Raw genomic sequence first — 12,625 nt, forward strand, 5'->3', positions numbered from 1 at the left:
GCTACGGCCTCAATTCGATGACCGTCTTGCCGATCCTCACGGGGACGCCAAGCTCCACCGGCAGGGCGCGGGTCAGTTGCTGATCGGCGAGGTAGGTGCCGTTGGTGGAACCGAGATCTTCGATGAACCAGCGGCTGCCTTGCGGGAACAAGCGTGCGTGCCTGCCCGAAGCATAATCATCCTCGAGGACCAAGGTGGCCTCTTGTGCGCGGCCCAGCAAAATGGGGCTCGCGGCCAGAGGAAGCGTGGTCCCCTTGAGTGGTCCCTCAACGACGACGAGCTGGTGCGCCTGCTGCTTCACGGGCTGGGGCGGCGCGGGGGCGAGTTCCGGATGCTTGCGTAACTCGCGTGCCGTCGGAGTCCCCATTGCGGCTTTGCGGCCGATCACGAGATCGCGGCGCATGGTCGAGACGATGCTGAAGATCAGGACCCACAGCAACAGCAGGAAGCCGAAGCGGAGTGCGGTGATGGTCAGTTCGCTGATGTCGCTCACGGGCGCCCACCAGAAGGCTGGGGGAGAAGTCTGAAGATGATCTTGGTCCGTCCCATGGTGATGGTGGATCCGTCAGTCAATTCCACACTGCCGTCCACTTTGTGGCCGTTGACGTAGCTTCCATTGGTGGAACCGAGGTCGACGGCGTGGATGACCCCGTCTGCCGTCTGGATTTCCAAGTGCTTGCGCGAGACGCCGGTATCGTCCACCAGGATGTCGGCCTCGGAGGACCTGCCCAGCACGATCGAAGGCGCGTTGAGGGAATAGCGTTGTCCGCCTATGTCCAGGACAGGCTGGAGCCGTGTGGGTTCGCGGTTTGGCGCGGCGGGAACGACTGGCCGGGGAGCAGCGGGCGCGGCAGCCCCGTTGGATTTCTCGGTGCTGGACGTGATTTCGAAATGGCCTTCGCGCTGGGCCTCGTCGTGACGGAAAGAGATCCGTACCGGACCCTGCAGGATGTAACCCTGGCTGCGCACGTGCTGGATGACGACGTCGCACAATTCTTCGGCCAGTGGGGTTCCCCATTCCTGGGCGCGCGTGAAGTCCGCATCGCTCAAGAGGACATCGAAGATGTTGGGAGCCAAGGTGCGGCCGGCCGAAATGGTGATGGACTTGTTGTCCAGTTCACGGCGTAGCTTGCTGGCTATCTCCACCGGCTCCACCTTTGCCCGCGAGCCGGTGGAGAAGACGCCGCGGACGGCCTTTTCTATGCCACGTTCAACCCTGTCAAGCAAGCCCATGGTCCTTCTCCTTCCGTTTCGTTGACTCTGCGATATCAGTAGCCAAGACGAATCCCCGCAGTGGCCGGAGCGCACGCAAGGAGCCTGTCTTCAACCCCGATACTACTGGGCAAGACTGTGAATGGCCTTATTCCACAACGCCTGGAAGGCCGGAAAAGTTCGGCGGCCCGCATCATTTCGCGACGCTTCTCGCGTGATTTCAGCACCGTGCGGGGGACCGGCAAAGCGGGGGATCCCGGGGTTTTACTGCCCCGACCTTGGGCGATTGGCGTTTTCAACAGGTTGTCCGTTATGCTTGATCTCGCTGCTTTCGCAGGGGTGAGGCCGGGGAAACCTGGTGCGGCCCGGGCGAAGGAAGTTGCGCGCGAGTGGCGGAACGGCAGACGCGCTGGCTTCAGGTGCCAGTATCCGAAAGGGTGTGGGGGTTCAAATCCCCCCTCGCGCACGCAATTCAAAGGAACCCCGGTCTCTGACCGGGGTTCCTTTGTTTAACTCACCAAACCCCGTAACTCCCAACTGACTCGCAGTTGTTGTCGTTATGAGCCCTCATAACGACAACAACTGCGAGTCAGTTGGGCTACACCCGCAGCGCGCCGAGGCCGGTGATCAGCGCATCCAAGCCCATGCTGAACGCGAGGTCGGACGGGTAGTTGTTCCGTTCGGGCCCGAGGCTACGGACAGCCGAGGTGAAGTGCGGCGTGGAGTCGGCCAAGCGGCCGGAATCGAAAATGTCCGCCGGCGCGTTCGCGTCGAAAGCGGCGCCGAAAATGTAGGCCTCAAGGGCCACGATGCTCGGGATGATCTGCTGCTCCGGGAAGCCGGCACGGAGGAAGCCCTCGGTAACGGCCTCGTACATGGCGAGGGTCTGTGGGGCGTCCGTCACGGGAAGAACCGCGATCACCGAGATCAGCGGGGTGTGCCTTGCGAAGATGCCGCGGTAGGAATAGGCCCATTGCCGGACGGCCTCCTCCCACGGGAGCGTGCTGAAACCCCCGAAGTCGACTTTGGACATCAGGTCCTCTTCAACCAGCTTAAGGACCTCGTCCTTGGAGGAGACGTGGTTGTAAAGGGCCGACGGCGCCACGCCCAGGGAGCGCGCGAGTGCGGCCATCGTGAGGCCGTCGTAGCCCTTCTTGCTGATCAGTTCCAGGGCCGCGGCAGTGATGCCGTCCTGGTCGAGGACCGCCGCCATTGGCCGACCCGCCCTGCGGCGCGCTTTGGTCTCGCCGGGAGTGGGGGTGGGTTCAGGCATCGCTGACCTTTCTGGAAGCAGTGTCATCAGCATTATTCCATTTGGGTCTTCACAGCCGGGGCCAATCCAGCTACAGTTGAGATAAATGAACGTCATTCATTTATTGGTCAGCCAACGGGGACGGCCACAGAAAGGACATCATGTTGAATCTTGATCGCGACGTCGTAATTGTCGGTGCCGGTCCGTCGGGGTTGACGGCCGCCCGCGAGTTGAAGAAGGCCGGGCTCAGCGTTGCCGTGCTCGAAGCACGCGACCGCGTCGGTGGCCGTACGTGGACCGACACGATTGACGGCGCCATGCTGGAAATCGGCGGACAGTGGGTGTCCCCGGACCAGACCGCCCTCATGGGGCTCCTGGACGAGCTGGGCTTGAAAATGTACTCCCGCTACCGCGACGGCGAATCGGTGTACCTCTCGCCGGACGGCACCCGCACCCGCTACACCGGTGCGTCCTTCCCCGTAAGCGAGACCACTGCGGCCGAAATGGAGAAGCTCACCGCCATCCTGGACGGCCTCGCCGCGGAGATCGGCCCGGAGGAGCCATGGGCCCACCCGAAGGCCCGCGAATTGGACACCATTTCCTTCCACCACTGGCTGCGCCAGAATTCCACGGACGAGGAGGCCTGCAACAATATCGGCCTCTTCATCGCCGGCGGCATGCTGACGAAGCCGGCCCACGCTTTCTCGGCCCTGCAAGCGGTGCTGATGGCAGCCTCGGCAGGCTCCTTCTCCAACCTGACGGACGAAGACTTCATCCTTGACAAGCGGGTTATCGGCGGGATGCAGCAGGTCTCCCTGTTGATCGCCGCGGAACTGGGCGACGACGTCGTACTTAGCAGCCCGGTCCGCACCATCAACTGGGAGGCGGCCGGCGAAGGCCATCGGGTCACCGTTGAATCCGAGCGTGCAACCGTCAATGCGCGATTCGTGATCATGGCTGTCCCGCCGAACCTGTACTCCCGCGTGTCCTTCAACCCGCCGCTGCCGCGCCGCCAGCACCAGATGCACCAGCACCAGTCCTTGGGCTTGGTCATCAAGGTGCACGCCGTCTACCGCACGCCGTTCTGGCGCGAAGACGGCCTCTCCGGGACGGGCTTCGGCGCCGACGCCCTGGTCCAGGAGGTCTACGACAACACCAACCACGGAGACGCCCGCGGGACCCTGGTGGGCTTCATTTCGGACGAAAAGGCAGACGCGGTCTTCGAGCTCAGCGCCGGGGACCGCAAGAAGAAGGTCCTTGAGTCCATCGCGGGCTTCCTCGGCGACAAAGCCCTGGACGCCGAGGTCTACTACGAATCCGACTGGGGTTCCGAAGAATGGACCCGTGGGGCCTACGCGTCCAGCTACGACCTGGGCGGCCTGCACCGTTACGGCAAGGACCAGCACGCCAACGTAGGACCGATCTACTGGTCTTCCTCCGATCTGGCTGCCGAAGGCTACCAGCACGTGGACGGCGCGGTCCGGATGGGCCAGGCAACAGCCGCCAGGATCGTCACCGCAAACAGCCGCGTAGCGGTACCGGTGGCCTAGGACGAGTTACCGATCGACACGTGAGGTCTCGGCGCTTTCACTGGTTGAAAGGGCCGAGACCTCACTTTTGGAATCCGGGGCGAGCCGCCTACGACGCAGAAACGCCCGCAGCTGCTTCGGCTTCGACCATCGCCACATCCAACTTCTCGACCGCGTGGGCATAGTCCGTCCCTGCGGTGAGGCGGCACCGTTGGGCTTCCTGCAGCGCACGGACTAAAGCGGCGGTCTGCGGAACGCTGACATCGCTCATGCCGGGGAAGTCGATGCCCTTGGCGGGATCGAGTTCATACCTTTGCCAGCGGGCCAAGAGGGCGTCGTGACGGGCTGCCGCTTCGGTGAAACCGCTGCGGTCCTGACGGTTCCGCTCCAGTGTCCGGCCGACCGCAAAGGCTGCAATAGCGGCAGCTACGCCGAGGAAGAGCATCAAGAGCCCGACGGCGGGCGAGGCCAACGCGGGAATGACGACCGCCGGGACAATCACCACGAGTCCGGCGAAGATGTTCCAGAAGGTGGCGTCCGGCTCTTTGACGAACTCCCGATCGCGGTGGCCGAGGTGCCCCTGCAAGTCGGGATGGCCGCCGTCGGGGGCTCCGTGGACGGCCGCTTTCCGGACGGTGTTGACGGTAAAGACCACCGCGCACAGAAGCAAAAGCCCCCACAGCCCGATCTCCCAGGCCGTCAGCTGGATTCCAGTTGTGGCGGGCAATCGGACCACCTCCACGCGAACGCGCACCGCTCTCAAATTCAGTATGCGCCGAGGATGGCTCGGAGGCGAGGGCCCCGATTCCGTGCCTAAAAGCAGGAAGGCGGACAACCCGGTCCGGGTTGTCCGCCTTCCTGTGAACGTCTTTTGGAGCTTAAGCGTGGTCCCGCTTGGATGCCTTCGGTGCGTCCCGCTTGGCAGTGGCGTTGGACTTGGCTTCCTTCGTGGCTTCCTTTTTGGCAGCTTCTTCCTTGATGCGCTTTGCCTCGGAGCGCACGGCTGCGTGCGTGGCGCGCTCGACGACGAGCCACTGCGGGGGAGCTGCCAGCAGTTCGGTGATTTCCGCCGTCGTGAGGGCCTCGGTGATTCCGCCGCGGGCAAGGCCGCTGATGGAGATGTTCAGCTTCTGTGCCACGACGGGACGCGGGTGCGGACCCGTCCGGCGGAGCTCGGCGAGCCACTCCGGGGCATTGGCCTGGAGCTCGGCGAAATCGGCGCGGGTGATTTCCGAATCCTGGAACTCCTGGGGTGTTGCAGGCAGGTAGATGCCAAGTTTCTTGGCAACGGTGGCCGGCTTCATGGACTGGGAGTTTGCAGAGGTCATGGTTCAAGGGTATCCGCCCCTGCAGGGAAGTGGCACAGCCGCTGTTCTAGGATGAATCCATGCCGCACACAAGAGTCGCCGGGGCCGCCCGGATGGTCCCGGTGACCCAAGCCTCGGCGTACCGTAGGCGTCGATGAATTTCAGCGGGATTCCACGGTGGGTCTATGGCCTGGCGGTAGTGGGCGGCTTGTTCGTCCTGTTGCCGCTGGCTGCGATGGTTGCAAAGGTCAACTGGACACAGTTCATCCCGCTGGTGACCTCCGATTCCTCGCTCACGGCGTTGGGTCTCAGCCTCCGTACCTCTGCCGCGAGCACAGCGCTCTGCATCGTCTTCGGTATCCCGTTGGCGCTTGTCCTAGCGCGCCGGCCCTTCCGCGGGCAGCGGCTCCTCCGTGCCTTCGTCCTCCTGCCCTTGGTGTTGCCACCCGTGGTGGGCGGGATCGCGCTGCTCTATACGTTCGGTCGGCAGGGTCTTCTGGGCAAGAGCCTTGGACTCGCGGGCATCCAGATCGCGTTCTCGACGACGGCGGTGGTCCTGGCCCAGACATTTGTCGCCTTGCCATTCCTGGTGGTCAGCCTCGAAGGCGCCTTGCGGACGGCCGGCAACCGCTACGAAGCCGTTGCCGCGACGCTCGGCGCCCGCCCCACCACCATCTTGAGGCGCGTGACCATCCCGATGGTCCTCCCCGGCCTTGCCTCGGGGGCGGTGTTGTCCTTTGCCCGCAGCCTGGGCGAGTTCGGCGCCACGCTGACATTTGCGGGGAGCCTGCAAGGTGTCACGAGGACGCTGCCGCTGGAAATCTACCTGCAGCGAGAGACCGACGCGGACGCCGCCGTCGCCCTTTCGCTGGTTCTCGTCGCGGTGGCCGTGATCGTCGTCGGACTGTCTTACCGGCGTCCGCACCGCGCGGATCTTCCCGCGGAGGCAGCCGCGTGAGTTTCCAGATCGACGCCACCGTCCGGGCCCGCAACCTGGACGTGTCACTGACCCTCGGGCAAGCGGAGACCGTTGCGATCCTCGGACCCAACGGGGCCGGAAAGTCGACGCTTCTCTCCGTCGCGGCGGGACTCTTGCGGCCGGACGCGGGCTCTGCCCGCCTCGGGGACCAGGTTCTCTTCAACCTCGACGGCGGCGGCCGGGCATGGACCCCTCCGCACCTTCGCGGCACGGCGCTGTTGGCCCAGGAGCCGTTGCTTTTCCCGCACCTGAGCGTCCTGGACAACGTGGCATTCGGCCCGCGCAGCTCAGGCGTTTCACGGACGGAATCGCGCGAAACTGCGCGGCACTGGCTAGCCGAAGTGGACGCCATGGAGCTCGCCGGGCGCAAGCCGGGGCAGTTGTCCGGGGGCCAAGCCCAACGTGTTGCGGTGGCCCGCGCGCTGGCGGCCAGTCCCGAGTTGCTGCTCCTGGACGAGCCGATGTCCGCGTTGGACATCCACGCCGCCCCGCACTTGCGCCGGCTCCTCAAACGCGTCCTGTCCGGGCGTCGTGCCCTGATCATCACCCACGACGTCCTGGATGCCCTCATGCTCGCGGACCGGGTGATCGTCATGGAAAAGGGCAGGATTGTGGAGGAAGGGGCCACCCGTGAGGTATTCCGACGTCCACGAAGCCAATTCGCCGCGGGCTTGGCCGGAGTGAACCTCATGGCTGGCACCGTCACGGAGGACGGACTCAGGACGGTCGCCACCGTCGAGCTTCCCAGCCTGCATGTCGCGGGAGACCTCGATGACGAAGCGGAACCCGGCCAGCCAGGCGTCGCCGCGTTCCCGCCGTCGGCCGTTTCCATCTTCCTGGACGCTGCCCACGGCAGCCCGCGCAACTCGTTCCCGGTTGCGATCACGGATCTTGAACCGCATGGGGACCACATCAGGGTCCGGGCCGGCGATCTGGCAGCGGACATCACGCCCTCAGCGTCCGCCGAGCTGGGATTGGAACCGGGCTCGCGCGTCCACTTTGTAGTCAAGGCGACAGCGGTCCAGGTGTACGCGGCGTAGCTGGGGCCGGCGCTGGGTTGGCTACGGCCCGCGCGGTACTGTGAACTGGTGCCATCCGATCAAGAATCCCTGCCCGCCGTCGGTACCCCCGACGCTTCCGACGCTGAAACCAGCGGGCCCCAGGGGCTCACTTTCGCCTATGTCGCCGGCGTGACGCCCGGGAAATGGATCCGGCGCTGGGAAGAGCGCATGCCGGATGTTCCGCTTCACTCGTTCATGTCCGACGACGGCGCGCAGCTGGACGTCCTGCGCGACGGCTCCGCGGATCTCAGCTTTGTCCGCCTGCCGGTGGATCGCGATGGACTGCACGTGATTCCGCTCTACGAAGAGCAGCCTGTGGTGGTGGCCCCGAAGGGCCATGAAATCTCGGTGTTCGAAGAGGTGGCGCTGGAGGACCTCGCGGAGGAGAACTTCCTGGATGTCCCCGGAATGGGCGGGCCGGAGATGGCCATGCAGGTGGTGGCGTCCGGTGCCGGCCTCGTGATCCTGCCGATGTCCGTGGCCCGGCATTTCAATGTCAAGGACACGGTGGCGCGCCGCCTGACAGGGGCCGAAGGGACGCAGATCGGCCTCGCCTGGCCGAGCGATTCCACGAGCGAGGTCATCGAGGAATTCATTGGCATTGTCCGGGGCCGCACTGCGCAAAGTTCGCGGCAGCCATCGGCTCAACAGGAGAAGCCCAAGAAGGCACCCAAGCCGGACCGACGAGGCACTGGCGCCAAAAAACCGGCGGTTGCCCAGCGTTATGCCCCGAACCCGGACAAGGGCCGGGGCAAGGGCTCCCGCAAGAAGGGAAAGCGCTAGGCCATGGGACTTGGATCGAAGCCGACCATCCGGGACGTCGCCAAGAGTGCCGGCGTTTCCCTCACCACCGTGTCCTATGTCTTGTCCGGGCGCCTCGGTGGCACCACCCGCATCAGCGACGCGACACAAGAGCGGGTCCAGGCCGCGGCCAAGGAATTGGGTTACGTACCCAATCAGGCGGCCCGCGGAATGCGCCGCGGCAAGACCGACCTCGTCGCGATTGCCATCGGCGACCTGGAATGGCCGTGGGACCGGGCACTCGCGACGGCCGCTGCACGCATATTGCCCCAGCACGGCTACCAGCCTGTGATCCTCATCGGCGAAGGGTGGCGGCGGTTCATGCTCTCCGGGGGTGCCGACGGCGCCATCATCGGGGCCCTGCCGCCCGGGACCCTTCTTGACCTCACCGTGGGGGAGCTGGCCAGGCGCGGAGTAGCCCAGGTGGTCATTTCGGACACGATGCAGCCTGCCGGATTTGATGTCCTGGCACCCGGTTCGGCAGGCGGGACTCCGGAACCGGAAGCGCTCGAGGGAGCCGTCACCCTGCTTCTGGATCGGCTCGCCGGCCGCACCATCGGCGCGGGAACCACCAAGGCCGCGCCGTGGGAGTTCAAGACTCCGTAGTGCCCAACTAGTCCCCACCGCCACCCTCGCCTCGCAAGTCCCCACCGGCTCCCAGCCTTCGCAAGCTCAGGCAGGGCCCCTCGCCGGCGGGGCCCCACGGCCAGGGAACCCGGGCGGCGTGTGCCCAACTAGCTCGCATTAGTTGTCGTTTTGGCGGCTCATAACGACAACAACTGCGAGTCAGTTGGGGGGTGTTCGTTGGGTGGGCCCGGGACGTTAGCCTGCGTTGAGCTTGCCCGCCAGCCGTTCGCGCATTCGGACGCTCGCCGCGTTGAGGCCGATGAGCTCCACCTCGCGGCCGTGCCTGCGGTATTTCTCGGTAACGGAATCCAACACGGCCACGGTGGAAGCATCCCAGATGTGCGAGGCATGCAGGTCGATGACCACGTGGTCGATTCCCTCCGAGGAATCCTTCGCATAGTCGAACTGCGTGTAGAGGTCGTTTGAGGAGGCGAAGAACAACTCGCCATCCACCGTGTAGCTCGCCACGGTCCGGCCGTTGAGCTCGAATTCACTCCGCTCCACGGTGGCGAAATGGGCCACTCGGCGGGCAAACAGCACCATGGCCGTGAGGACGCCCGCTCCTACCCCGATGGCCAGATTGTGCGTCGCCACCACAACGGCCACCGTCACGAGCATGACGCCGGTCTCGGACTTCGGGAGCCGCTTTAGGGTTGCGGGCCGGATCGAATGCCAGTCAAAGGTGATGAGGGAAACGAAGATCATCACAGCCACCAAAGCGGCCATAGGTATGGTGCCCACCACGTCCCCGAGCGTCACCACGAGCCCCAACAGGAACGCTCCCGCCAGGAAGGTTGACAGCCGGCTGCGGGCACCCGAACCCTTCACGTTGATCATGGTCTGGCCAATCACGGCGCAGCCGCCCAAGCCACCCAGGAAACCGGTGACGATATTTGCAATGCCCTGGCCCCAGGAGACCCGGGTCTTGTTGGAGCGGGTATCCGTGATGTCATCCACGAGCTTGGCCGTCATGAGGGATTCCAGCAGGCCCACTAGCGCCATGGACAAAGCGAACGGGGCAATGGTCTGGAAGGTCTCCCAGGTCAAAGGCACATTGGGCACGAAAAGCCCGGGAAGGCTGTTGGGGAGTTCGCCCTTGTCATGCACAGTGGGAACGCGGATTCCGGCCAGCGCCGTCACGATCGTGAGGGAGACGACCGCCACCAACGGTGCGGGCACCGCCGTCGTGACTCTGGGCAAAGCGAAGACGATCAGCAGCCCCACGGCCACAATCGGGTAGACCATCCAGGGGACGCCGATGAGCTCAGGCAACTGGGCCATGAACACCAGAATCGCCAAGGCATTCACGAATCCGATCATCACCGAACGCGGAATGAAGCGCATGAGCCGCGTGACGCCCAGGACCGCCAGGACTATTTGGAAGACCCCGGCAAGGATGACCGTGGCGATCAAGTAGTTGAGCCCGTGATCCTTCATGACGGGGGCAATCACGAGCGCGACGGCACCGGTGGCTGCGGATATCATGGCTGGCCGGCCACCCACGATCGCTGTGGTGACCCCCATCGTGAAGGACGCGAAAAGGCCGATGCGCGGATCCACGCCGGCAATCACGGAGAACGCGATGGCCTCAGGAATGAGGGCAAGCGCCACCACCAAACCAGCCAACGCTTCTGTTTTGAGCCTGCGGGGCGAGCGCAGCGTAAAACGGAGGGACTGGAGCTGCTCGGGTGTCATGGGTCCTTAGCTGTTGGTCAGGCGGTACCGCTCAATCTGCTTGAGACGCCGCTGGAGGCTGTCCCGCCGGGGGTGGGGGACGACGTCGGGCGCCTCAGCGGTGAGGTCGATGTGTTCAGTGCCGTACTGCCACAGCAGGAGGTCATCCAGGAGGCGGTCCGGTCCGGGGGAGTAACGGTGGTCCAGGGCTTTGCGGACCTCGGTGATCCGGTTGGCGCTGAGGAGTCCGGCGAGCTCCACGGTCTTGTTCAGTCCGTGGGCCGCAAGGAGCTCCGCAGCCCAACCCCAGTCATCATCAACTTTACGGTCAACGTGCGGAAGCAGCGTTCGCCAGACGTCCCGCACCCGGTTGGGCGTGAGCGGCATGGAACCTTCGCCATCGAGATCCCAGTAGCCGCGGACTTCCTCGTAGCGTTCGTGGAGGTCGGCGAAGGCGCTCTCCACCGTTTCCAGCATTGCGGCGGTGGCGGTGAACTGCCGGTCGAAATGCGGCGTCCAAGCGCGCGGATCCTCGGCCTTGAAGCGGATGTCGTGTTCGATTTCGCTCCAGGCGTGCGCGAAAACGGTACGGATCTGGCATTCGAAGAAGTAGCTGCCATTTGGCGGGATGTCCGGATTGAAGACCTGCTGGTAGGCCTTCACGGACTCGTTCTGGATGGTGCGGAGGATAAGGTGCCGGCTCGAGTAGCCGTAGGTACCGGACTCGATCGAACCGATGTCCTTCTCAAGGTCGCCGCGGCAATCGAAAAGCTGGCGCTGGCGCTTGATCAAGTTGGCAACGGCGGCGTTCTCGGCCGGAAGCTTGGTGATGACGCGCAGCCCCACCATGTCGTTCAGTGTCCGGAACGGGTCCGGGAACTTCAGCACCCGCGGGCCGCCATCCAGGGGCACCTCGGTACGGGAAATCTTCTCCCGGAAAGATTCCACCGTCTTGGTGCGTCCGGTGACGAAGAGCGGAACGGACTCGCTGTTCTTGAGCATGTCCCGCAAGGTCAACAGGACGTCCCGGGTGACGAGTTTCAGGGCAGGCCGAACGCGTTCGTAGAGTTCCACATTCGCTTGTACTGATTCGCGCAGCTGTGGATCCAAGCTGTCCCAATTGCTAGCCATGCCTCCAGCTTACGGCGGAGGGCTGACAGTGCAGGGGAGCCGGACCCTCAGGGCTTATCGCTGCGACACCTGGAAGCAGGCAACATCGTACTGGGAATGGGGGAACAGGGGCTCTGCGTTGATCCTCAGGCCATTGCTCCCGCTCCGCGTCGCTCCTCCGCGATAGGCTCGGCACAAAGGAGGACACGATGAAGCGGCACAAGTACTACTACGGCCAGCACTCCAGCCAATGGGGCGAGCTGTTCGTACCAGACAATTCGCTCCAATCACACCGCAGCAGACCCGACGGCGTGGTGGTGGTGATCCACGGAGGCTACTGGCGCTCCCAGTACGGCGCGGAACTCGGCGAGCCGATTGCGCGGGACCTCGCTGCGCACGGAATTGCGGCCTGGAACCTTGAATACCGGAGGGCAGGAAACGGCGGCGGCTGGCCGCATACGTTCGAAGATGTCCTCGACGGAATTGACCACCTGGGCGAGATCGCCGGCAAGCATGAGCTCAACCTGAGCAAAGTAGTGGCGCTGGGACACTCCGCGGGCGGCCATCTGGCCGTCTGGGCCGCCGGGCGCGACAAGCTTTCCAAGATCGGCGCGGCAGACGCCGACCGGCAGCTCCATCGGCATGACAATGGCGCGGCAGTGCAGCTTACCGGCGTCGTGAGCCAGTCTGGCCTGCTGAACCTGGCGGATGCCGAGCGGCTCAACCTCAGCAACGGCGCCGTCGACAACCTGATGGGTGGGGACTCGGTCAGATTCCCCAAACGGCATATCTACGCGGACCCCATGAGCTCGCTCCCCATCGCCGTCCCGGTCTTTGCCGTCCACGCCGCCGCGGACGAGGACGTCCCGTGCAGCCAGTCCGAGGCTTATGTTGCCGCGGCCACTGCTTCCGGGGGCGCGGCCCAGTTCCTCAAGGTGCCTGGCGACCATTTCGACCTGATCGACCCCAGGGCGGTTGCGTACAAGAAGTGCCGGGAGTTGGTGCAGCGCCTGCTGGTGTGACGGTTTTACGGGAAAGTCACCGGCTGTCATCGGGAGACGCACACCACATCA

Annotated in this window: 13 protein-coding genes and 1 tRNA gene; 7 read left to right on the plus strand and 7 right to left on the minus strand. The window is 64.6% G+C overall.

Annotation, left to right across the window (positions count from 1 at the left end):
- Position 1: 1 nt before the first annotated feature.
- The gene (locus OIT41_RS00175; protein WP_078107059.1) at positions 2-484 is read right to left on the minus strand and encodes an FHA domain-containing protein; all 483 of its coding nucleotides are present in this window, start codon (positions 482-484) and stop codon (positions 2-4) included.
- A 5-nt stretch (positions 485-489) separates the two neighbouring features.
- Positions 490-1,233 carry an FhaA domain-containing protein gene (locus OIT41_RS00180; protein WP_241707656.1) on the minus strand — a complete coding sequence of 248 codons (744 nt, stop codon included), beginning with the start codon at positions 1,231-1,233 and terminating at the stop codon, positions 490-492.
- Between the two features lie 362 nt (positions 1,234-1,595).
- On the opposite strand from OIT41_RS00180, the gene OIT41_RS00185 reads away from it, so the two are divergent.
- A tRNA-Leu gene (locus OIT41_RS00185) sits at positions 1,596-1,678 on the plus strand.
- Positions 1,679-1,810: 132 nt separating this feature from the next.
- Here OIT41_RS00185 and OIT41_RS00190 read toward each other — a convergent pair.
- On the minus strand, positions 1,811-2,518 hold the full coding sequence (locus OIT41_RS00190) for a TetR/AcrR family transcriptional regulator (RefSeq protein ID WP_241707657.1): 708 nt from the start codon (positions 2,516-2,518) through the stop codon (positions 1,811-1,813).
- Between the two features lie 107 nt (positions 2,519-2,625).
- On the opposite strand from OIT41_RS00190, the gene OIT41_RS00195 reads away from it, so the two are divergent.
- Positions 2,626-4,014 (plus strand): flavin monoamine oxidase family protein, encoded by a 1,389-nt coding sequence (locus OIT41_RS00195; protein WP_241707658.1) that lies wholly within the window; start codon positions 2,626-2,628, stop codon positions 4,012-4,014.
- An 88-nt stretch (positions 4,015-4,102) separates the two neighbouring features.
- On the opposite strand, the gene OIT41_RS00200 is transcribed toward OIT41_RS00195, so the two are convergent.
- A complete protein-coding gene (locus OIT41_RS00200) occupies positions 4,103-4,720 on the minus strand; it encodes a hypothetical protein (RefSeq protein ID WP_241707659.1) in 618 nt (205 codons plus the stop codon).
- Between the two features lie 151 nt (positions 4,721-4,871).
- A complete protein-coding gene (locus tag OIT41_RS00205; RefSeq protein ID WP_078107028.1) occupies positions 4,872-5,321 on the minus strand; it encodes a DUF5997 family protein in 450 nt (149 codons plus the stop codon).
- Positions 5,322-5,454: 133 nt separating this feature from the next.
- Here OIT41_RS00205 and OIT41_RS00210 point away from each other — a divergent pair, with 133 nt between their 5' ends.
- The 4 genes from OIT41_RS00210 (at position 5,455) to OIT41_RS00225 (ending at position 8,747) form a co-directional block, all read left to right on the plus strand.
- Positions 5,455-6,258, plus strand: a complete 804-nt coding sequence (locus OIT41_RS00210) for an ABC transporter permease (RefSeq protein WP_241707660.1) — start codon at positions 5,455-5,457, stop codon at positions 6,256-6,258.
- A complete protein-coding gene (locus OIT41_RS00215; RefSeq protein WP_264637137.1) occupies positions 6,255-7,319 on the plus strand; it encodes a sulfate/molybdate ABC transporter ATP-binding protein in 1,065 nt (354 codons plus the stop codon). The genes OIT41_RS00210 and OIT41_RS00215 overlap by 4 nt, the downstream gene beginning before the upstream one ends.
- A gap of 69 nt (positions 7,320-7,388) precedes the next feature.
- Positions 7,389-8,123: a LysR family transcriptional regulator substrate-binding protein gene (locus OIT41_RS00220; protein WP_413542337.1), complete on the plus strand. Its 735-nt coding sequence runs from the start codon at positions 7,389-7,391 to the stop codon at positions 8,121-8,123.
- Between the two features lie 3 nt (positions 8,124-8,126).
- Positions 8,127-8,747: a LacI family DNA-binding transcriptional regulator gene (locus tag OIT41_RS00225; protein ID WP_241707663.1), complete on the plus strand. Its 621-nt coding sequence runs from the start codon at positions 8,127-8,129 to the stop codon at positions 8,745-8,747.
- Positions 8,748-8,963: 216 nt separating this feature from the next.
- Here OIT41_RS00225 and OIT41_RS00230 read toward each other — a convergent pair whose 3' ends face one another.
- Together OIT41_RS00230 and OIT41_RS00235 are read right to left on the minus strand one after the other, a co-directional pair.
- On the minus strand, positions 8,964-10,463 hold the full coding sequence (locus tag OIT41_RS00230) for a SulP family inorganic anion transporter (protein ID WP_264637139.1): 1,500 nt from the start codon (positions 10,461-10,463) through the stop codon (positions 8,964-8,966).
- 6 nt (positions 10,464-10,469) lie between these two features.
- Positions 10,470-11,573, minus strand: coding sequence for a GTP pyrophosphokinase family protein (locus OIT41_RS00235; protein WP_241707665.1), 1,104 nt, complete (start codon positions 11,571-11,573; stop codon positions 10,470-10,472).
- Positions 11,574-11,761: 188 nt separating this feature from the next.
- On the opposite strand from OIT41_RS00235, the gene OIT41_RS00240 reads away from it, so the two are divergent.
- The gene (locus OIT41_RS00240) at positions 11,762-12,574 is read left to right on the plus strand and encodes an alpha/beta hydrolase (protein WP_078107022.1); all 813 of its coding nucleotides are present in this window, start codon (positions 11,762-11,764) and stop codon (positions 12,572-12,574) included.
- Positions 12,575-12,625: the final 51 nt, after the last annotated feature.

Source organism: Arthrobacter sp. YA7-1, from assembly GCF_025960325.1.
GTDB classification, from domain to species: Bacteria; Actinomycetota; Actinomycetes; order Actinomycetales; family Micrococcaceae; genus Arthrobacter; species Arthrobacter bambusae_A.

Coding starts and splice junctions, on each gene's coding strand:
- OIT41_RS00235 (WP_241707665.1), bottom strand. CDS start 11,573: ATGGCTAGCAATTGGGACAGCTTGGATCCACAGCTGCGCGAATCAGTA.
- OIT41_RS00190 (WP_241707657.1), bottom strand. CDS start 2,518: ATGCTGATGACACTGCTTCCAGAAAGGTCAGCGATGCCTGAACCCACC.
- OIT41_RS00230 (WP_264637139.1), bottom strand. CDS start 10,463: ATGACACCCGAGCAGCTCCAGTCCCTCCGTTTTACGCTGCGCTCGCCC.
- OIT41_RS00210 (WP_241707660.1), top strand. CDS start 5,455: ATGAATTTCAGCGGGATTCCACGGTGGGTCTATGGCCTGGCGGTAGTG.
- OIT41_RS00205 (WP_078107028.1), bottom strand. CDS start 5,321: ATGACCTCTGCAAACTCCCAGTCCATGAAGCCGGCCACCGTTGCCAAG.
- OIT41_RS00195 (WP_241707658.1), top strand. CDS start 2,626: ATGTTGAATCTTGATCGCGACGTCGTAATTGTCGGTGCCGGTCCGTCG.
- OIT41_RS00240 (WP_078107022.1), top strand. CDS start 11,762: ATGAAGCGGCACAAGTACTACTACGGCCAGCACTCCAGCCAATGGGGC.
- OIT41_RS00180 (WP_241707656.1), bottom strand. CDS start 1,233: ATGGGCTTGCTTGACAGGGTTGAACGTGGCATAGAAAAGGCCGTCCGC.
- OIT41_RS00225 (WP_241707663.1), top strand. CDS start 8,127: ATGGGACTTGGATCGAAGCCGACCATCCGGGACGTCGCCAAGAGTGCC.